The sequence below is a fragment of the Candidatus Alistipes pullistercoris genome, assembly GCF_027665465.1.
In the GTDB taxonomy this organism is placed as follows: Bacteria; Bacteroidota; Bacteroidia; order Bacteroidales; family Rikenellaceae; genus Alistipes_A; species Alistipes_A hominis.
On the sequence record NZ_JAQDED010000002.1, the window covers coordinates 121,996 to 143,731 of the forward strand.

17 protein-coding genes are annotated in these 21,736 nt (G+C 51.9%); 10 read left to right on the top strand and 7 right to left on the bottom strand.

The window, feature by feature from the left end:
• Positions 1–2 precede the first annotated feature (2 nt).
• Complete coding sequence (locus PGR91_RS03875; protein WP_101570926.1) at positions 3–590, bottom strand: nucleotide exchange factor GrpE; 588 nt, start codon at positions 588–590, stop codon at positions 3–5.
• 334 nt (positions 591–924) lie between these two features.
• Here PGR91_RS03875 and PGR91_RS03880 point away from each other — a divergent pair, with 334 nt between their 5' ends.
• From PGR91_RS03880 to PGR91_RS03895, 4 genes are all read left to right on the top strand, one after another.
• Positions 925–3,297: an outer membrane beta-barrel family protein gene (locus PGR91_RS03880; protein WP_180951503.1), complete on the top strand. Its 2,373-nt coding sequence runs from the start codon at positions 925–927 to the stop codon at positions 3,295–3,297.
• 93 nt (positions 3,298–3,390) lie between these two features.
• Positions 3,391–3,765 (top strand): YccF domain-containing protein, encoded by a 375-nt coding sequence (locus PGR91_RS03885; protein WP_101570930.1) that lies wholly within the window; start codon positions 3,391–3,393, stop codon positions 3,763–3,765.
• A gap of 24 nt (positions 3,766–3,789) precedes the next feature.
• Complete coding sequence (locus PGR91_RS03890) at positions 3,790–4,470, top strand: MliC family protein (RefSeq protein WP_118656978.1); 681 nt, start codon at positions 3,790–3,792, stop codon at positions 4,468–4,470.
• 34 nt (positions 4,471–4,504) lie between these two features.
• Positions 4,505–5,683: an iron-containing alcohol dehydrogenase gene (locus PGR91_RS03895; protein WP_101570931.1), complete on the top strand. Its 1,179-nt coding sequence runs from the start codon at positions 4,505–4,507 to the stop codon at positions 5,681–5,683.
• 281 nt (positions 5,684–5,964) lie between these two features.
• Here PGR91_RS03895 and PGR91_RS03900 read toward each other — a convergent pair whose 3' ends face one another.
• A complete protein-coding gene (locus PGR91_RS03900; protein ID WP_101570936.1) occupies positions 5,965–6,285 on the bottom strand; it encodes a hypothetical protein in 321 nt (106 codons plus the stop codon).
• A gap of 944 nt (positions 6,286–7,229) precedes the next feature.
• Here PGR91_RS03900 and PGR91_RS03905 point away from each other — a divergent pair.
• The 5 genes from PGR91_RS03905 to PGR91_RS03925 all read left to right on the top strand — a co-directional run bounded on the left by PGR91_RS03905 (position 7,230) and on the right by PGR91_RS03925 (position 11,575).
• Positions 7,230–7,658 carry a hypothetical protein gene (locus PGR91_RS03905; protein ID WP_145996492.1) on the top strand — a complete coding sequence of 143 codons (429 nt, stop codon included), beginning with the start codon at positions 7,230–7,232 and terminating at the stop codon, positions 7,656–7,658.
• Between the two features lie 133 nt (positions 7,659–7,791).
• Complete coding sequence (locus PGR91_RS03910) at positions 7,792–10,422, top strand: carboxypeptidase-like regulatory domain-containing protein (RefSeq protein ID WP_147387409.1); 2,631 nt, start codon at positions 7,792–7,794, stop codon at positions 10,420–10,422.
• 74 nt (positions 10,423–10,496) lie between these two features.
• Positions 10,497–10,802: a hypothetical protein gene (locus PGR91_RS03915; protein ID WP_101570942.1), complete on the top strand. Its 306-nt coding sequence runs from the start codon at positions 10,497–10,499 to the stop codon at positions 10,800–10,802.
• A gap of 117 nt (positions 10,803–10,919) precedes the next feature.
• A complete protein-coding gene (locus tag PGR91_RS03920; RefSeq protein ID WP_118656974.1) occupies positions 10,920–11,225 on the top strand; it encodes a hypothetical protein in 306 nt (101 codons plus the stop codon).
• A gap of 95 nt (positions 11,226–11,320) precedes the next feature.
• Complete coding sequence (locus PGR91_RS03925; RefSeq protein WP_118656972.1) at positions 11,321–11,575, top strand: hypothetical protein; 255 nt, start codon at positions 11,321–11,323, stop codon at positions 11,573–11,575.
• Positions 11,576–11,694: 119 nt separating this feature from the next.
• Here PGR91_RS03925 and PGR91_RS03930 read toward each other — a convergent pair whose 3' ends face one another.
• From PGR91_RS03930 to htpG, 4 genes are all read right to left on the bottom strand, one after another.
• Positions 11,695–12,384: a hypothetical protein gene (locus PGR91_RS03930; RefSeq protein WP_101570949.1), complete on the bottom strand. Its 690-nt coding sequence runs from the start codon at positions 12,382–12,384 to the stop codon at positions 11,695–11,697.
• A gap of 17 nt (positions 12,385–12,401) precedes the next feature.
• Complete coding sequence (locus PGR91_RS03935) at positions 12,402–12,821, bottom strand: hypothetical protein (protein WP_228385768.1); 420 nt, start codon at positions 12,819–12,821, stop codon at positions 12,402–12,404.
• 277 nt (positions 12,822–13,098) lie between these two features.
• Complete coding sequence (locus PGR91_RS03940) at positions 13,099–16,119, bottom strand: response regulator (protein WP_228385767.1); 3,021 nt, start codon at positions 16,117–16,119, stop codon at positions 13,099–13,101.
• An 832-nt stretch (positions 16,120–16,951) separates the two neighbouring features.
• Entirely contained in the window at positions 16,952–19,009 is a 2,058-nt protein-coding gene (gene htpG / locus PGR91_RS03945; protein WP_118656966.1) for a molecular chaperone HtpG, read from the bottom strand.
• A gap of 421 nt (positions 19,010–19,430) precedes the next feature.
• Here htpG and PGR91_RS03950 point away from each other — a divergent pair, with 421 nt between their 5' ends.
• Positions 19,431–19,871 (top strand): hypothetical protein, encoded by a 441-nt coding sequence (locus PGR91_RS03950; protein ID WP_055205559.1) that lies wholly within the window; start codon positions 19,431–19,433, stop codon positions 19,869–19,871.
• A gap of 23 nt (positions 19,872–19,894) precedes the next feature.
• Here the strand turns inward: PGR91_RS03950 and PGR91_RS03955 are convergent, their stop codons facing one another.
• Positions 19,895–21,673 carry an SMP-30/gluconolactonase/LRE family protein gene (locus tag PGR91_RS03955; protein WP_220452163.1) on the bottom strand — a complete coding sequence of 593 codons (1,779 nt, stop codon included), beginning with the start codon at positions 21,671–21,673 and terminating at the stop codon, positions 19,895–19,897.
• Positions 21,674–21,736 lie beyond the last annotated feature (63 nt).

The following is a 21,736-nucleotide window of genomic DNA, read 5'->3' on the forward strand; positions in this document are numbered from 1 at the left end:
GATTATTCTCCTACAACAACTTTAGCAAAACGAACCACTTTATCTTTCAGTTTGTAGCCTTTTTGGACTACGTCGATGATCTTTCCCTTCTTCTCGTCGGAAACCGGGAACTTGGCGACCGCTTCGTGCAGGTCGGTATCCAGTTCCTTGCCGATCGCCGTGATCTCCTCGACACCCTTCGCGTGCAAGGTTTCGAGCAATTTCTGATGGATCAGCACGATCCCCTGGCGGATCGAATCGATATCGCTCGATTTCGACATCGCGTCGAGCGCCCGGTCGATATCGTCCATCACGGTCAGCAACGATTTGATCACGTCTTCGCCGCCCGAGGCGATCAGATCCATTTTTTCCCGCAACGTCCGTTTGCGGTAATTGTCGAACTCGGCCACCAGCCGCAGGTATTTGTCCTGCCACTCGCTCTCGGCCGCTGCCATCCGTGCCGATTTGTCATCTTCTTCGGCCGCCTGGTCTGTCACCTTGTCACCCGTCTGCTCCTCGACCATCTCCTGAGCCGCTTCGGCAACCTCTTCACGGTCGTCCTTAATAGGCTCTGTATCAATTACTTTTTCTTTCATTTTGTTCTTTGCCATCGTGTATGCTTTTAGGATATGCAAAAAAACATCGCAAATTATATACCAACGCCCGGTAATAAAACAGATGCAAAGTAAATCAAAATATCGGAACAAAAGAATTTACAGGCTCAACTTATCGCATAAACCTTCGGATCCGTTTCCGTCAAAACATTCATTGACAGTACTGAACAACTCTTGCCGTCCAGGTAAAATGCCATACATGATATCACAAAACAACAAAATACATCGAAAATAATATTATTATGTATTGCATAATACTAATATTTATACATATATTTGCAGAACAAGCATCTTTAAAAACAAACATACCAACCTAAATCTACCGATGATTATGAAAATTTTATCTACTATCGTTCTGCTGCTTACGGCCGTTACCCTGTCGGCTCAACCCGACGCAGCGACTTGTACCGGACAGACCTGTACCGGACAGGGCTCCGCCATCGGATTCGCCACCGTCTCGTTCTTTTCCGAAACGGACTCTTCGGCGGTCTATGGAGCCCTGGCCGATAGCACGGGCAGATTCTCCGTGCGGATCCCGCACGGAAACTACCGGATGGAGATCGCTCTGCTCGGTTACGAGAAAAAACAGCGGGGCATAACGATCGCGCACGACACCGATCTGGGACGCATCGTGCTGGACCCGTCCGAAATTTCGCTGCAAGGCGTCGAAGTCAAGGCCGCCCCGATCGTCCGCGAAGCCGACCGCTTCATCGTCAACGTGGCCGACATGCCGCAGGCAATCGGGCGCACGGCCGTCGAAATGCTGAAACTGTCGCCGGGCGTATGGATCAGAGACGACATCGCCATTTTCGGCAAAAAAGGCGCTAAAGTAATGATTAACAACCGACTGTTGCGCGAAACGGGCGAAGATCTGATCAACTACCTAAACCAGATCCCGGCCGAAGACATCCTGCGCATCGAGATCGTGCCGAACTCCGGGGCCGAATACGACGCCGACATGACCGCCGGCATCATCAAAATCACGCTGAAGCGCAAACGCGACAACGGGATCGACGGAGCGGTCGGCATCTACTATTCGCACGCCTTTTCAAACGCTTCTTCGACGACTTCTCCGTCGTTCAACCTGAACTACCGGAACGACCGGTTGAGCCTCTACGCTTCGATGGGAACCTGGTTCGGCAAACAGATCGTACGAATTACCGAATCGTCCGCATTCGAGCAAAACGACGCGTCGATTCGCTCCGAAAGCAGGCTCGACGGGCGCTGGAAATCCGTTTCGCCGCGCATCGGAGCGCTGTACGAATTCAACGACCGGCACAGCGCCGGATTGGAAGTCAGCTACTTCCGCAATCTGCCCGGCGGATCGGAAACCCATAACCGACTTCAAAAACAGGACAAGGCGGATTCGACGCGGATAGCGAGCCATTTTCTGCAAAACCAACAGGGATACGGCCTGGGGATTTCGGCGAACTATATTTTCAAAATGGATACCACCGGTTCGCTGTTCAAACTGTTGCTGGATTACTACCGGCGCGACAACGACGATCCGACCGATTACTTCAGCCGTTATACCGGGTCGCAGGCGTTCGACACCACCTACCGGGGCGACATCCATACGGTCAACGACCTTTATGCGGCCACCGCCGCTTTCGAAATCGCGCTCGGTCCGGTTTCGAAACTCCGTACCGGGGCCAAGTACACGCTGAACCGGATGAACACCGCTATCCTGTACGAATTTCTCCGCGACGACGCCTGGCACCGGATCGACCGGCAGAGCAACCTGAACCGGTATTCGGAAAACATCGGGGCGCTGTACGCCGATTTTTCGACTAAATTCAAAAACGGGATCGGACTGAACGTCGGCCTGCGCGGCGAATATACCTATGCAATCCCGGCGACCAGCAGTACGCTGATTACCGACCGGCAGAATTATTTCGGGCTGTTCCCGTCGGCCAACCTGTCGCTGCCGCTGAACAAAAAAGCGACGCAAATGCTGGCCTTCAACTACAACCGGAAGATCAGCCGCCCGTCGTTCTGGAACCTCAATCCGTACCGTATGCCGCTGTCGGAGTATTCGTTTCTCGAAGGGAACCCGCGCCTGAGGCCGGCCTATCAAAACAGTTATTCGGTCAGTTGGATCATCCGGCACAAATATTCGCTGACCGTCGGATTCGAATCGGTCAACGGAAGTTCGGAACAGGTCGCAACGACCGATCCGGACGACCCGGATATCATCCTGTACCGTTACGAAAACGTCCCGATCGGACGAAATTTCAACCTGAACGTCAATGTTCCGACAAACATTACTCCGTGGTGGATGCTGAATCTGAATCTGACGGCGATGAACTGCTTCAGCAGTCTGGCCGGCCGCCAGAATACGGTACAGGGATACCTGAACAACGCGCTGACGATCCGCAAAGAGTGGACGCTCGACCTGAATCTGAACTACCGGACTCCCCGGTTATGGGGCAACATGCGTATGAGCGGACAGTTCAACGTCGGCGCCGGCCTCCGGCGGTCGCTGCTGAAAAAACGGCTGACCGCATCGCTGACCGTCCACAACCTGATCAATTACAACAAGGAAAACATCCGGATCGTGGAACCGACCTTCGAACGCACCGTCGAACAGCGCCAGAACTGGCGTCAGATCGCCGTATCGCTGCGTTACAATTTCAAAACGGGTAAAGAAGTCAAGGTCAGAAACGTCGAATCGGGAGCCACCGAAGAAAAGTCCCGTTTTTAACGAATCCGAACGCCCCGGGAAGCGACCGTCCCGGATTTGGAGCCGCATGAAAATATACTATCTTTGTAATTATAATTAAAACAGGGAAAAACAATGAACTTACTGGGCAATATTATCTGGCTGGTGTTTGGGGGATTGGCGATCGCCGTCGAATACTTCATCGGCGGGTTGGTGCTGTGCCTGACGATCATCGGCATCCCGTTCGGGCTGCAGGCGTTCAAAATGGGACTGTTAGCGTTGTTTCCATTCGGACAGCAGACGGTCGTCACCGAACAGGGCAGCGGATGCCTCAGCACCCTGATGAACATCCTCTGGTTTTTCGTCGGGGGAATCTGGATCGCGCTGTCGCACCTGTTCTGGGGCGTGCTGCTCTGCATCACGATCATCGGCATCCCGTTCGGCCGGCAGCATTTCAAACTGATGAGTCTGGCCTTTACTCCGTTTGGCCGGGATATTGTACGGGCATAATTCTCGAAACCAAAACAGACAGACATGATAAAAAACACGATTTTCATGGCAGTCGCGGCGCTGGCGCTTTGCGGCTGCGGACAGAACGGGACGAAAAAAACGGGGCAGGCGACCGGAGCGGACAGGGACGGCCACGACTGCATCGGATCGGCCGGCTACCAATGGTCGGAGGCGCGTAAGGATTGCATCCGTCCGTTCGAAGACGGCGTCAAAATGCTCCCGACGACCCAATCCGATACGGGCGCCGTATATGCCGCTTACATCGTATTCAGCGCCGACTCGGCCCAGGCGGAACTGTTCCTGCCCGGCAACGAAAAAACCGAAGTGCTCGACCGGCGCGACTTGCCCGGCGGCGGGCACGCTTGGAATGTCGAGGACGACGACACGAAAAACGTCCGGCAGGCGGATGGACATTGGGTGATCGAACAGCGCGGCAATACGATCTACGTGCAAGACCCCTATCCGATCAACGTCGTTTTCGACGGCACGGACGGCAAGACGAAAAAACTCTACCGGATCGACGTCGTTTTCGAACCGGATCTGGCGCGGGTCACCCTCGACGGGACGGTATTCGACTTGACGCAGTACGTGACCGCCGACGGTTTCGGATACAAGAACGACATGATGGATCTGCGCGGCAAAGGCCGCGAAGCCACGCTCACGATGCGCGACGGACTCATCCTGTCGCTGACCGAACGGAAATAGCTACACATTCCCTATTTAACTCAATACTAATCCAATGATCAATTTCGAATATTACAATCCGGCAAAAATCATCTTCGGCAAAGGCGTCGAGAACGGCGTAGGCCGGGAAGTCGCCAAATATGGGAAACGGGTGCTGCTGCATTACGGCGGCGGGTCGATCAAGCGCAACGGCCTGTACGACCGGGTCGTAACATCGCTCAAAGCCGAAGGGTTGTACGTCGCCGAACTCGGCGGAGTACAGCCCAATCCCCGCCTGTCGCTCGTCCGCAAAGGCGTCGAAATCTGCCGGGAAAACCGGATCGATTTCATCCTTGCGGTAGGCGGCGGCAGCACGATCGATTCGTCGAAGGCCATCGCGGCCGCGATGCGCTGCAAAGACGACATCTGGGACTACTACCTGTACGACGACAAGCCGATCGAGGGAGCGCTGCCCGTAGGCGTCGTGCTGACCATTCCGGCAGCCGGTTCCGAATCGTCCGACAGTTCGGTCATCACCAACGAGGACGGCAACTACAAACGCTACATCGGCGGCGAATGCCTGATCCCGAAATTCGCGTTCATGAATCCCGAAGTGACTTTCACGATGCCGCCGCACCAGATTGCAAACGGCTGCTCGGACATTGTCGCCCACTTAATGGAGCGTTATTTCACGCGGGTAAAACACGTCGATTTCACCGACCGCCTGATCGAGGGAGCCATCCGCACCATTCTCTACCACGGCCCGATGGCCCTCGAAAATCCGACCGATTACGACGTCCGCGCCGAGATCATGTGGGCGGGCACCGTCGCGCACAACAACCTGCTGAACACGGGACGCATCGGCGACTGGGCCAGCCACGACATCGAGCACGAACTGAGCGCGCAGTACGACATCGCGCACGGGGCGGGCCTGTCGATCGTATTCCCGGCGTGGATGAAATACGTTTACAAAACGGACATCGACAAGTTCGTTCAATTCGCCGTGCGCGTATTCGACGTTTCGCTGGCTTTCGACGATCCCGAAAAGATTGTTTTCGAAATGATCGCCCGTCTCGAAAGCTGGTACCGGAAAATGGGCCTGCCCACCCGGTTGAGCGACGTGGGGATCGGCGAAGAGCACCTGCGCGAAATGGCCGAAAAATGCCTCGCCGAACGCGACGGACGCAACGGGCTGGGAAATTTCCGGGCCCTGCACGTCGAAGACATTTACCGGATTTACAAACTGGCGCTGTAATCGCAGTTCCTGAAACATCGCTCGGAACGACAAAGCCGGAGTCTCAAGACTCCGGCTTTGTCGTTTCCATTCCGTATCCGAACCGGAAATCTCGCGGTATTCCGGACATCGACGTTACGGCGGCCCGGATTCCGGATCGCCGATTCTCCATATAACGAACCGTCGGAGAACCAAACGATCGCCCGATTTCCCGACACTCCTTACCCAAAAAAAATACACGAACTTCAGATCGCTTAGGTAGATCGATCCTTACATACAAAAGCGACTTATCGCCCCGACCGTTACTCTGCGAAAAACGCGTCGCAGAAATTCAGTATCGAAAAGGGGTCTTTTTTCAGTTCGCGAACATGCTCTTTACTCTCCACCCCCTTCTCGTAACACTCTTTGAGCGCCTCGCAATTCGGGATTTTTTTCTTGAACACGAACATCATTTCACTCCAACCGGTAGAGGCGCCGCCGACTGTCAGGAAATTATGAACCGCGCTATCGCCCCGGAAACGGATGCCGTAACAATCGCACGTCGTCGTTTGCCTCCCCTGGCAGCCTGTCGAGGCATATCCCCGCCTCCAGTAGACCGTGCCCGCCCCGGCCGCTTTTTTCAACTCGCGTCAGGCTGCGTACCGTGCGGTCAAGATTTTTCATGCACGGCCGGACCAAAGACTGCACCTCCCAACGCTCGACCGACGTCTTGCTCAAATAGGACAAAGTAATATAATCTGTAAAGTTTTTCTATGACAAATCAGTGAGTTGGACAGATGACTCTGTAAAAATCGTTACCGTTTCGTTACCTATTTGAAATCTTGGAGAATAATAGGTTGATTTACAGGATGTGTTATTTTTAAGCCTATGGCGAAAAATGCGGTTTTAAGCGTTTTTTCGGTGGCAGAATATATTCAGAAAATGCTATTCCAAACGCATGTAACACATTATTGTCCATAGTTTAGCCGTTTTTCCGCATATATCCCTTCTGTATTACGACTTTCTCCGACTTTATCGTGCACAAAAAACGACTGATAATATTGATTTTTAATAAAATTTATCTAATTTGCAAGAACTTCATAAAAGAATACTTAAAGTCGTTAAGTCGTTTTACAGTTGCATTTTGCATAACCAGTTATATACCAATGGATATAACATACTCTATATCTCTGATTTTCGATTGCATTGCGCTTCATGGGTATGCTAATCCGCATTGGACTCTTGACATTCTTGGGGAAAGGTCGGATAATAACACTTCATCGAGATTTCCTTTTTACATTTAAAGCAATACTAATTATTTCCGGACGAATAATTTATTGTATTCGGTCGGGGAATACTCGTAACCTGATAAAAACACAGAATCGATTAGTCGAAAGAGAAGGGAAATACAGCTTATGTAAAGTTATTCAATAACAGAGAGGGCATAAAACGGCACGGAACTTTTTAAGAGAATATAAATATCCGTGCGATTGTGAAGAGCATTGTGATAGCTTGGATCATAAGATCTGAGAGAGAAGGAGTTCTAATCACATTGTAGTTTTATAAAAAACTTATAAAACTGATGTCTATGTTACTCGACAGACAGACCCGTCATTTGATTCTCAGCTACCATTTCGCCCCCAATGCGGGATTGCTCAATGGGAAAATGGGAGGCGTGGCGTTTTTCGGACAATATGCCAAACATACCGGCAAAGCCTACTTCCGCGAATACGCGGAAGAACTGCTGGACGAAGTGTTCGACATGGTTCACGAAAACATCCCTATCAACTTCGTCGACGGACTGTGCGGTATCGGCTGGGGCGTCGAACACCTGATCCAAAACGCTTTGTTGGAAGGCGATTCGGACGATGTGCTGGAGGACATCGATAAAAAAATCATCGAACGCGATCCCCTGTATATCGAAGAGCTGTCGCTGCATAACGGTATATGTTGGAAACGACGCCGCTCTGGAAAGATTCCTATACGATGCTCGAAGGAATCGCGGGCATCGGCCTAATCCTGCTATCGACGCTCGATATGGAGCGGAAAAGCGAATGGGCGGACTTATTTTTATTATAAACAACCGGAGAAACCCGAAAATCCGTAAAAAGGACAAGGAAAACAATTTAGATTTTAATCGGTATTTTATTATGAAAAAGATAGTTTTATACATTTTGTTGATGTTGGGAAGTTCGCCTTTTCTGAAAGGCGAAAACGGCCCTATGTCTCAAAATGAACAGCAAGACCGTATTTTTTCTTTTTTCTCGGATATCGAGTCCCGTCATGAGGAGAAACTATGGCTTCATCTCGACAAACCGTATTACGCAGCCGGGGATACGATCCGGTTCCGGGCCTACCTGAGCGATGCCATGACACTTTGTCCCGATACGTTATCCAATTTTATCTATGTCGATCTGTTCGATCGAAGAAACAAACTGATCTCATCCAAAAAGATCAAACGCGATTCCGTCGGATTCGCCAACAATCTGTATATATCCGACACGCTGTCCGCCGGGGAATATACCCTGCAAGCCTACACCGGTTGGATGCTTAATTTCGATCCGTCCTGTTTCTTTCAGAAAAACATCCTGATCGGCAGGACGGCATCCGACATCCGCACCGATATCACATACACCGATAAGGATATGATGGTTATCCGTTTCTCCGACAAATCAGGTTCTCCGCTTTTCGGCAACGAAGCTTCCTATGAACTTTTCGACCGCAATGGCAAACAACTTTCTTCGGGCCAGCAACCCACCTCCCCTTCCGGAGCATTGTTCGTTACCCTTCCGACCGATTCCACCCTAAACGGCGCTTATGCCGAAACCCGGCTGAAACTGGGAAACGGCACCCTATACAAACGCACGTTCTTTCCCGAACCTCGGACGGCCTCGTTCGATATCCAGTTCCTGCCCGAAGGCGGAAATTTAGTTCCGGGAACACCGCAGATCGTCGCCTTTAAAGCTGTGCAGTCGAACGGATATCCAGCCGAAGTCCGCGGAGCTATATTGAACTCTGCCGGGGATACCGTAGCCCGTTTTAGCAGCGAACACGACGGTATGGGAATATTTCTGCTGACCCCGCAGTCCGCAGAAACGTACCGGGCCGTTACTTTTTGCGATACGCTCAGCGTATCCACCCCGCTCCCCTCGATACATGAAAACGCCTGTGCATTGACCGTTACCCAAAGCGAAAACAATCTGCGTTACCGGGTTCTGGGAACAATTCCCGAAGGGAGCGTGCTCGTAGCCCATACACGCGGGCTTTGTCATTTTGTCCATTCGGTACCCCCGAACAATCCCGAAGGGCTGATTAAAACAGATTCGCTGCCCGAAGGAATCTTACATTTACTGCTGGCCGATTCGTCCGGTATTCCTAAAACAGAACGATTGGTTTACCTGTCCCGTCCTCAAGAACAGTGGCAGGTAACACAAGATAAACCGTCCTACGGGAAACGGGAGAAAGTCCGGATCGACATTACCGTGGGAAAAGGCGGACAGCCTCTCGAAGGAACTTTCTCGGTCAGCGTAACCGATGCCAATACCGTCAAAACGGATTCCCTCTCGGACAACATCCGTACTAATTTGCTGCTGACTTCCGATCTGAAAGGCTATATCCATAATCCGGGCTATTATTTTCTGGACGACTCCCCTGCACGGCGGCATTATCTCGATCTGGTTATGATGACTCACGGTTGGCGGAGGTTCAAAACGGATGACCTGTTCCATCCGGAACCGTTCACGCCGAAACATTATATCGAACGTGGACAGTATATTTCCGGATATGTCTCTACTGCCGGAGGAAAAGTTGCAAAGCAAGCGTCGGTTACCGCTTTTGCATTCAATAAAGACAACGTGGTCGGCAGTACGGTAACTGACAGCATGGGACGGTTTCTTATCGAAGGATTGGATTTTCAGGATAGCACCGTGTTTTTTATCTCTTCGAAAAACAAACGAGGCGGAAGGATTCCATGTGAGGTTAAAGCCGACAAGCTTTACTCGGGATTGAAATTCAAACCCTTGCATCCATTTTTTACAGAAGACTCGCTACGGAGTCGCAGCGACGATTTACAGCGTTACCTGGCTTCGTTCCCGAAACCCAATAACGACGGTCTTGGGGAATACGAACTTGAAGAAGTAACCGTGACAGCAAAAGATCCGAACCGTCCCGCAGTCGCCATTTACAAAAAAATAATTGACGATACTGCTCGCATCGCAAAATTCGGGTCTATGTCTTTGGAGCATTATATAAAATTTTTACCCGGAGTTGTGAACAATGGCGATTGGATTAGCTTGAGATCGCCATCCGGTTTTTCTTATCCGGCCCAAATAAGAATCGACAACGAGATTATTTATGGCATGGCCCAGTTGTACCGTTTTTTTGCAAAAGAGGTTGATTATTTCAAATTGGAGGTTCCCTCTATTATGAACCCGCCGCTAACGCCGAGAGCTATTTTTTGGGATAACTATCCCTGTCGGCTTCATATTTTCTTGAGAGAAGATGTTAACGGCATCCGAAATTTTGTCGTTTATAGGACAAATGGATATGCCAAGCATACCGAGTTTTACCATCCGGTTTACGACACTCCGGAGCGACTGGCGAATAAAACCCCGGATCGTAGGACGACGCTCTATTGGGAGCCCTACCTACGGATCGGGGACGACGGCAAGGGTACGATCGAGTTTTACACCAACGATAAAGATAAGTCTCGTTTGGAGGTCGTAATCGAGGGTATTGCGACGGACGGATCGGTATGCAGAACGCTACAAAGATTGGAGTGATTCAGAAATAGGAAATTTGATCGGATAGGATGTCTATTTCATTTGTTATAAACGGATTGTAAAAAAACAAGGATATGAAACAGGGCGTTTTTCGTGTAATGTTGCTGCTGCTGGGTATTACGGCAGGATTCGGTGGGGTACGCCCTTCCGTATCCGATGGCTCTGAGCCGGACACGGTATCCTCTCCGGAACTCGACAGCCTCGCTTCTTTCTTCGCCGGGGTCCAGTCCCGTCATCCCGAGAAGCTCTACCTTCATCTGAACCAGCCCTACTACGGAGCCGGAGACACCATGTGGTTCAAGGCCTATCTGACGGACGCCGTATCCCACAGGCCCGATACGCTCTCGAACTTCATATACGTCGACCTGGCCGACAGGTGAGGGAAGGTCGTCGCGGCACGGAAGATCAAGCGCGATTCGCTGGGGTTTGCGAACGGGCTCCCCCTGCCCGATACGCTGCCCGCGGGAGAGTACACCCTCAGGGCGTATACCGGATGGATGCTGAACTTCGAGCCCGCATTCTTCTTCCGGCGCAACATCAACGTGGGAAATACCCGTTCAGACCGCATACGAACCGACATAACCTATACTTCCGCTCAGGCAATCGTGCGGTTCGCCGATGCGGACGGACGACCCATACGCGACGCGGAAGCCGACTACGAACTGTTCGACCGGAACGGCAAACGGGAAAAGGTGCGCGTCGAGATCGGACTGAAAGACGACGGTGGAAAACCGATAGAGGCCGATCTGTCGGTAAGCGTAACGGACCGCAGGGCCGTAAGGTATGATTTCCTGGGAAATTAGAGCCACGGCGGCAGGGGCGTAAATCCAAAGCCAGTCCGGCGACGACGATCGAGCCGGATGGGAAGCGTCGCAAACGCGAGCCGAAGAACTACAAAGTGCTGGTATTCGATGCGTCGATGCGGCTCAAAGGAATCCATCCCCCACTGAAGGATACGGCACGGCTGTATAACCTGCGGGCCGAGGCGATAAATAAGCTATGCAAGATCAAACGGCCCTCGCAGGAGACCGGGCTCTCGTTCCGCTACTGGTGGAAAGTGCTCGACTTCGACATTACCGATTTCGAGCTGACGGTATCCCGCTACGACGAGCTTTGTAAACGGAAGCCTGCGGATGCGGTACTGGATAATTAAGATTAAAAACTATTGAAGATATAAATCCTGTTATCTAACGAAAGCCTCTTTCCCTGGTAGGAAAGAGGCTTTCGCAATGAAATAATCTTCGTATATTCACTCTGTCTCTGAATGCCGACTTATTTGTCCGCCTGGGCGGCGAGGTAAGCGTCGTACATATCCAACATCCACGCGTCGTTCTCTTTAGCCTCTTTTTTGCGCACCTTGCCTTCGGAGCCTTTGAACCATGTTTTGCAGAACTTCTGCAATCCGGGATGCTGTTTTTCCACCAGCATGGTGTTGACCAACATATACGGATAAACGGTCCGGTCGGGATCGTCGTGGAAACGGATGCCGTATACGGTCTTCAACACCCGGCGGTCGATATTGCCGACCCGCTCTGTTGTCCATATCTTCCACCAATAGGTAGTGGCGTTCTGGCTGGCTTTGTTCAGGCAGACCAACCTGCGGAATGTGCGATAACGGTCCTTGAGTCCGGGAGAAGCGATATCGAGGGCTTCCCAGCGGATGCCGTCCGGATGGGCTTCGGTCTTCTCGACGTATTCGATGCTTTCGACCTCGTCGGCCGTGTACTTGACCGGCTCCTTGTCGTCGGGTGTCTTGGCGAGCTTGAACGAGTAATTTTCCTTTTTCAGTACGGAGGATTCGGCGTGCCAACTGCGCTGCAGGTAACCGTCGACTTTCTCGCCGGATGTAAGGGTTACTATTACCCGGCGGAACTCCTGATCTTCCGGCTTCTTGGCCTGTGCCTGACTGATTGTGCCCAACGTGACCAGCACGGTGGCAGCGAAAAGTAAAAACTGTTTCATATGCTTTATTTTAGGGGTTAATATTTAGTCGGATCGTAGTCTCGCAGCATAAGAATCGTTTTGTCCCGGTAGGCATTCGATCGGCGTATGCGCTCGGCAAGTTCGGGATCGTCGTCTATATAACGGGCGATGCGTTCGCGGAAAACGTCTTTCGAACGGCGGTATGTACTGCCAATGTTTTGAAATTCACTTTCGTCATGTTTCTGAAGGAAATAGGCCACACGCGAGCTACTGAACCATCCGCTTCTCTGCCGAACCAGCATACCGCCGTTCGTGTCGACACAGTAACCTTTTTTCGAATAAATGCAGGCCCTAATATGCGGCGTCTCGACGTAAACCCACATCCAGCCCGGATCGGACGCCCAAACCAACTTGCGGACGTGTTCCGGGGTCTTGGCATGCCAGCAAATCACCGAGTCTATATCTCCGGCCGGCAATACATCTTTGGTTTTAGTTTTCCGGAAAGCGTCTCGAAATATTTTCAGTTTGCCGGATTTTTGGGGGAGTTGCAATCGGTCGTCGCCCGTACATTCGACGACCGATCCGTTTTTCAAATAGATGCGTCCTTCAACAAGGGCCGCTGCACGTAACGGTGCTGTTGTTGCGAATAGAAACAGTAATAGTAAACAATACTTCATGTTTTCTCTCTTTTATAGGATGTTACAGTTGTAGCTATTAAAGCACCCCGAATGTTCGGTCGATATGTTCCCGTGGTCAAATTAGCGTAAAGTTCTTGTTGAGCATAGTTCGTATCTCAATCCCCAATTTTGTCGGATTGATCGGCTTAGCGACATAACCGTTGAAACCGTTTTTGAGGATTTTTTCCTTATCCGATGCGAACGCATAAGCCGTCACGGCGATGATGGGAACCGTCTTGGAAAATTTACGGATCTCCCGGGTAGCTTCGTAACCGTCCATGTTCGGCATATTGATATCCATGATGATCAACTGGGGACTGTGCTCCCGGCAGAGTGCCACCGCTTCGCGTCCGTTCCAAGCGTGGATGAGTTTGTATTCCGTTTTCAGGATGGATTGGAACAGCAGGAAGTTGCTTTCACAGTCCTCGGCAACAAGGATCGTGATGTTCTTCCTCCCCAGTGGAACTTTCGGAGTCTCCACAACGACTTGTTCCGCCTTTACGATCTTGGCGGGCAGATACGGAATTTTAAACCAAAATGTAGAGCCTTTGCCCTCACCCGCAGATTCGACGCCTATCGACCCGTTCATCTTCTCGACGATTCCTTTGCAGATAGAGAGTCCAAGTCCATTGCCCGGCATGAAATCGTTCAGTTTGACGAAACGCTGGAAAAGTCGGGTCTGGCCCTCAGGAGAGATCCCCATGCCGGTGTCTTTCACGAAAAAGTAAATCTCGTCTCCGCGCAATTCGTATCCGAAAACAATGCTTCCGCTCTTTGTGAACTTTCGGGCATTGGAGATCAGGTTGATCAACACCTGCGACAAACGGTTGGGTTCGGTACGGACGACACAATCGGTCGCACCAAGCATAAAGTTGAGTACGACTTCGGGCTGCAAGCGCAGACGCTCCGTACTGTCTATCGTACGGATCAGATCGTTGAGGTCCGTAGCCCTGTATATGAAGTCGAGCGTATTGGATTCGACCTTAGCCAGATCGAGTACGTCGCCGATCAACTGCAACAGCAACTGGTTATTGTTCTCGATAATGTTCACAAACTGCTGTTTCTCCTGTTCGTCCTCGGTGGTGAGCAGCAGGCTTGAGAATCCGACGATGGCGTTAAGCGGTGTGCGGATCTCGTGACTCATATTGGCCAGAAACGCCGACTTCAAGCGGTCTGACTCTCGGGCCTTCTCTTTGGCCGCAACAAGTGTCTGCTCCTGTTTTTTGCGCTCGGTGATCAGCAATAGTGAGCCGATAAGCGCTTTCGCCCGTCCCCGGTCGTCACTTTCAACTACGGCAGCATGTACTTCCAGCCAGTCGGTGCGCGATTGTCCGTTCTTGTCGGTAACCACCCGGAACTCAGTCTTGATGTACTTGAGCTTCCCGTCCAAAAAATCGCGGTAGGTCTGTTTTATGTGCGCCGCGTCGTCGGGATGGATGCGCTCGAAATACTCGGCATCCTCGATAATGTGGACCAGGTGGGTCGATCCGCGTTGTGCGGTAAAGTTCATGTGCCTCAATATGCGCTGAGCCTCGCAAGCGATTTTATGGCTCTCCAGATCCCAACGCCACGGAATAATATGGGCCACGCTCAGGGTAATGTCCAGTTTCTCCGCAAACTCCCTCAACTCATTGGCCGCCTTACTTTTGGCCGTGATATCGATAGCGAAAATATCCATCTCCCGATCTCTCTCCGAGAGATACATCAAAAACTCGTAATAAGTGTCGGTCTGTTTGAAGTAGTGTGAAAAAGTAACGGGGAAACGGTTCCTCAGAGCGGTCTCGGCCATGTTCGAAATATATTCAGGAGCGAACAGTTTATAGGAAGCGCCCGGCAGGACATTTTGCCGGACCAGACTGGCAAAGGCCTCGTTTCCCGAATGATACTCGATGTCAGCAACACGTCCGTCGGCCCCGTAACACACGGTGGCCTGCGTATAGGCGATCGGCATATGCTCGACCAGGTTGGCATGCGTTCTGAAAAGAGCCATCTTTTTGCGTTGGAATACCGTATTGAGGATAGCGATAATGATCGTCGCTACAAAAATGACAAGTGCTACGATGATGTACCAACTGTATAATTGCCAGAATGTTTTGGGTTTATCAAGAAACACCGTACTCTCGGGGCATCTGTCCACAGGGATCTCATCCCGAACGAGCTTGGGGTAATTGACGATGGGGAACGCCTCTGTTGCATAGGCGAAAGGAACCGTGCGCATAGGTACGCCATCCAACATTTGGTTGACGGCATTCATGACGGCTGCCTGAGTCTGCTGCGGATCGGGGAAATACCCGCCGTCAATGCCGTTACTCAAATAAGCGCTCCGGAGAGCGAAAACCGGACGTTTAGCTGCCGAGATCATCCGGGCATCACCCGAGATCAGCATTGGAAACCCATGCACATTGATGCGTTCGTAGAACCAGGTAGAAAGCAATAGCCCAACCGAAGGATCACGGTCGTTCAGATACTGCCGCATAAGATCACTATTGTGCTCATTGCCTACGAGCCATTCGTACCCCAGGTCAGGGTAGGTCTCCTTTATATACTGGCGGATAAGCCCGTTTAGGTAGCGGTTCAAGTAAAATTCATCGGCCATGAACACCACCTTGCGCATTCCGGGCAACATCCTCACCATCATATCGATCGTCTCCCTGTACAAATCAGGCACTTCGATCATTGTGAAATTGTATTTGCCTTGCAGGTCGATCAACGGTTTAAGCATATCGTCCGATACATCGGATGTTTCGCCCGTTATATAAAATTCCTGCGGACCGCATACTTTAGTTTTGGAAATCAACACCATCGGAATATCGCCCCATTCCTTCACGATGCGCTCCCTTAGAGTAAAGGACATGTTGCCGATCAGTACCAGATAGTCGGGTTTTCGATCCTCGAAACGCTGAAATATACCATTCTCAACCTGACGGTACATCGACTCGTTACGGATGAACGTACCGTTCATATGGATGATATCGGCACGCACGCCATCCGTCCGGGCGGTCAGCAATGCGATCGGGGTGATCAGTTCTTGGCTCCACGGAGCCGCCTCATTATAGGAGTTGATGATGAGCAAGCGGTGCTCCCTGGCTTCAGCCACCTGCGAAGTGAAAGAAAAACTTAGTCCGGCAAATATGAAAACAATATGTCTGACAGATAAAAGCAGCTTCTTTTGCATTACTCCGATTGCTTTTTTATTATACGATACATGCAGTCCATTTTGCACGGCACCATGACTGTACGCGCTATTTTGGGTAAGACAAAAATAAATTATATCGCTCTAAAAATCAAAAAACGCTGCTCATTTTAGCAAGACGAACATATCAGCTATAAATTTATCACGGGCAAGTTTGCTTACAAGGATTTGCCAAATATCGAGCATACGGGAACGTGATCCCGCCGATTAGATCGCTGTATGTATTGTGATAGTGTCCGTCCGCCAGCCGTCAGCATGGCTCAACACTTCGCGGTAGAACCGATGCTACTTATCTTTGCTGTGCAGTTCCAGCAAATCGAAATCACAAAGACACACGAATTGCTGTTCGGGTGTCAGGCGCATGACGGGATTAGGCCGTGTCGATAGGCGCCATACCCCCGTAATAGAAGCAGAACAGGAACAGGTCGAGGTAGTAGCTCTCCGATTTCGAAATCAGGCTGCGGGCCATGGAGTCCATAGCCCGCAGCAATCCATAGAGACCGTACTCGGCGTGGTTTCCGCTTCCCGGAACTTGTCGTTGGTGCAGATGAATACGTCCACATCCGTCCCCGGAACGTTCTTTTTCGAGGCTTTCTTGACCACTTGGTAGAACGAATGGAATTTTACAACTCCCTCAGTCCGCCGCGAGAGTTCCTCTTTGTTCCCTCGGATTCGATGAAGAAAACATAGTCCACCACCAAAATACGGGCTTTTACATAACGAAAATGCGAAAAACCTATTTCCCGATCAGTTCCACGCTGCGACGGATAAAGTTGGTCAGATTCTCCCCTTTCAGCATACTGTTGGACAACAACGCCAGATCGACTACCTGCTTGACCAGTTTGTTCTCGCGGCCGATCTCGGTCAGGCGCTCGGTACGCTGGCGGCGCAGGTCTTCCACTTTCTTATCGACCTCCTGTTGCTTGTCTTTTTCTTCCTGCGAAAAATCTTCCGCCTTCTTGTCTTTGACCAACTCTTCGAAACTGCGCTGCTCGGCGATCGCCGCATCCAATTTTTTATTGGTCGTCTTGAGCTTGTCGCCGTAGCTGGCCTCGACTTCGCCCAGTATCTCCGCCACCAGCGGATGATTGCCGTTGATTACCACGTTGAAGTTATCGGGCAACTGGCCGTAGAACTGCATCCCGGATCCTCCCATCGCAGCCATATCTTTCATACGACGCATGAACTCGTTCTGAGTAATCATCACCGGCATCTGGTTTTCGGCCATCGGCTCGAACGACACGGTGTAACGGATCTTGTCCTCGGCGGGCAATTGCGCTTCGAATACCGGACGCAACAAATCCTGCTGGGCGGAACTGAGCGCCATCTTCAGGTTGTTCTCCTTCTCGATCAGCTTGTCGACCACGTCGGCATCGACCCGCACAAAACGCGTCCCCTGATTCTTATTCTCGAACCAACCGATGAAATGGGTATCCAACTGTCCGTCCATCACCAGCACGTCGTACCCTTTGTCGCGCGCGGCGCCGACGAACGAATTCTGCGATACCGGATCGTTCGTATAGAGGTAAATCACGTTGCCGTTCTTGTCGGTCTGATTTTCCTTGACCAGCGCGGCATACTCGGACAGCGTGAAGTATTTGCCCTCCGTATTTTTCAGCAGCACGAAATCGGCCGCTTTTTCGGCGAACTTTTCGTCGGTGATGATTCCGTACTGAATGAATATCTTCAGATCGTCCCACTTTTTCTGGAACTCTTCGCGGTGCTGCGCGAAAAGTTCGCTCAGGCGGTCGGCCACTTTCCGCGTAATGTAACTCGAAATCTTCTTAACGTTCGAGTCGCTCTGCAGGTAACTTCGCGATACGTTCAGCGGGATGTCCGGCGAGTCGATCACGCCGTGCAGCAGGGTCAGGAACTCCGGCACGATCCCTTCGACCGAATCGGTCACGAACACCTGATTCGAATAGAGTTGTATTTTGTTCTTCTGAATCTCGAAATTGTTCCGTATCTTCGGGAAATAGAGGATACCGGTCAGGTTGAACGGATAGTCGATGTTCAGGTGAATGTAGAACAACGGATCCTCGGCCATCGGATAGAGCGTCCGGTAAAACTCCATGTAATCCTCCTCGGTAATGTCGGTCGGCTTTTTCGTCCACAACGGATCGGTCGCGTTGACAATGTCGTCCTGGTCGGTATCCACGTATTTACCGTCTTTCCACTCCTGTTTTTTGCCGAAAGCGATCGGCACGGGCAGGAAGCTGCAATATTTCTTCAGTATCTCCCGGATCCGCGCCTTGTCGGCGAATTCTTTGCTGTCTTCGCTCAGGTGCAGGATGACGTCCGTACCGCGACTACGTTCCGTAGAAGCCTCCTCCATCGTGTATTCGGGCGATCCGTCGCAGGTCCAGTGCATCGTTTTGGAACCCTCCTTGTAAGAACGAGTCACGATCTCGACCTTGTCGGAAACCATGAAAGCGGAATAGAACCCCAATCCGAAATGCCCTATAATCGTCTGGTTTTTATATTTTTCCAAAAATTCTTCGGCGCCCGAAAAAGCGATCTGGTTGATATATTTGTCGATCTCTTCGGCCGTCATGCCGATCCCCGAATCGGAAATCGTCAGTATCCGTTTGTCGGTATCGAGCGATACGCGGACCGTCAAATCGCCCAGTTCCCCTTTGAATTCGCCCATCGATGCGAGCGCTTTCAACTTCTGGGTGGCGTCTACGCCGTTCGAAACCAACTCGCGCAGAAAAATTTCATGATCGGAATAGAGAAATTTTTTAATAATCGGAAAGATATTTTCCGTTGTAACTCCAATTTTCCCGTTTTGCATAGCTTTTATCGTTTTAAACAGTATTCGTTTTTACGAACAAAACCGAATCAATTAATGTGCCAGCACCGAAAGCCTGACAGATTGTCAGAAGAATGCCCGCACTCCGACTGACAAACCGGAGCAAACGACACGGAATCTGACAAACGAGTCGACTGGATGCCCGCGAGTTACGAAGACGGCAAACGGACCCGCGCTTTTCTGTTACGCGGATTTTTTATACATTTGTAGTGAACTCCATACTGAAGGCAGGGGAACCTGCCGCTTCTCGTACAGGGCGCTTTCTGCGCCCGTATGCTTCATACGGCGGTCCCGTACCCCCGTGTGGAGTGTTAATGCACCCACTGCCTTCAGGTGGAGTTCAACGGGAAAGGTGGGACCGTCTTTTTTTATATTCCCGCCTGTCACTAAACGCTTGATCGTCATGGACTCAACGAAAAGCAAAAATCCGGCTGAACAGGAAAACGGGGAACCCGGCCTAAATACCCTGAAAAAACACTATCTCGATCTCGCGCACCGCTTCTGCACGCCTCCCGACAATCCCCAATCGGAAACCGAATGGCTGTGGGAATTGCACTCGTTGCTTCACGGCACGGTGAAACTCATGGCGCACCTGAACGAACATACTGCGTCCGGGCCTAAAAACATCGGGAACCGTCATTGCATCCAGTTCATGATTCAGGAAAGCTTTTCCGCTCCCGACCGTCACCAACTGGTACGCACGATCACATCCTGGATCGGGCTTTCCGTAAAACTGGCCACGCTCCGAAACCGGACTCTGGAACTCCAGCGCGAATACGACGGGCAGTTGAACGATGTCCGAAAATTGCTGTACGCCTGTTGCGGCAATCCCGGAACCGTGTGACGTCCCGAGATCGCAGCAGCTACTTAACCCGCGCCGCCGGGGGACAGCTCGAAAGGTTCCGCCAACGGCGGTACGCCCGGCAATTTCATCTTCCGTTTATAAAGCCGGCCGTCGCAAACGATATATAAGGTATCGAAATCGGCTCCGCCGAAACAAAGGGACGTGACTCCGCCTTCGGGCAGCGTCAGGATCGCACGCACCCGCCCGTTACGGTCGGCCACCTGTACCCCCATCCGGGTAGCCACATAGAGGTTCCCGTCCCGGTCGACCGCCATCGCCGAGGCTCCGCTGCTGTCGGGCGTCCCGTCGTTGCTTTCGGACACGTGCAGCCAGTAAAAACGCTGGCCGTAACGCAACGACCCGTCCGGGCCGACCAGATAGCCGTATATCCAGTGAGACTGCCGGTCGCAGGCAAAAAGCAACTTCCGGTCGGGAGACATCGCCAGGGCGGACGGGGCATTCAAACCGTCGGCGACCTTTCCCCAATCGCCGTCGGCGCGCAACAGACCGATCGTTCCGCCCGGCTCTCTCCCCGCGCCCGCTTCAGCAACATACAAATTTCCGTCGCCGACGGCAAACAGACCGGACGGGCGGATTTTCTTCAACATTTGCGACGGCTTTCCCTCCGGGCCGTAAGCCGTAATCCCGGTTTTACCGCTGCCGAAAGCCAATAATCGTCCGTCCTTCGCTACCGCCAAACCGTCGCAGGGAGCGGCGTCCGCAACAAAAGGCACAACCGTCCCCGCCGAATCCAAACGGCAAACGCTCCGGGAAAGCGAATCGCTGAAATAAACATCGCCCTGCCGGTCGGCAGCCACGGCCTTCACCGAACGATACGACGAATCGATCGAAACCCACGTTTCCCCAGGGATCAGTATGCTGCGCTGCATATCGTTGCCGGACTGCCCCCCGCCGACCGGATTCGGCCAGCCGCGCCACAGCCAGCGGATCACGTCCGGGAAAATCGCCGTGCCCTGCACGCCGTCGTGACCGCCTTCGCCCCACGCATGTCCCACTTCGTAACCGGCAAAGCTGAGCGCCGCCTCCATATCGAGGTTCCCTTTGAACCAACTGCCGAACAGCGGGTTCCACGTATCTTTCGACCCGTCCTGCAGGAAAACGCGGATCGGCTTGGGCTCCGTTTTGCGGATCAGCACCGGATAGCGATCCCCGCCGCGCATCCCGACGAACGTACCGATGCAACTGTATACGCGGCTGAATAGGTCGGGACGTTCCCACGCCGCCGTGAAGGCCCCGATCCCTCCGCTGCTGCATCCGGCGATGGCGCGGTCCTTTCCGTTTTTGGAGATCCGGATCGGCCGACCGTCCGAAGCCTTTTTAAGTTCGACGTCGGGCAGCAGTTCGGTTTCGATGAACCGGACGAAATCGTCGTTGACGGCGTCGAACTCGAAGCTGCGGTTATAACGCACGGGAAAACCGGCGCTATCGATTACAGTCCCGGAACCGACGAAAACGCCGATCGTCACCGGAATCTCTTTTTTGTGAATCAGGTTATCGAATACGACCGGCGCATTGAACTGCACGCCGTCCAGATCGAAAAACAAGCAGGCGGGTTGAGCCGGATCGTACTGAGCCGGCACATAGACCCAATATTCGCGTTGGGTGCCGGGATAAATCTTCGAATCGTCGAGCGTGAAATGCAATACTTCGCCCTGCGGAACGCCGGGTTGTACCTGCGTGTCGGGATCGGACGGATAGCTCAGGTTAGACTGATCCTGCGCCAAAGAAAAACCATGCGCCACGACCAGCGACAACGCGGCCAAAATGAATCGTTTCATCATATCAGATTAAGTTAGATCCGTAAACGGAGCTTACAATATTACCGAAATAAAAGCGAAAATCAA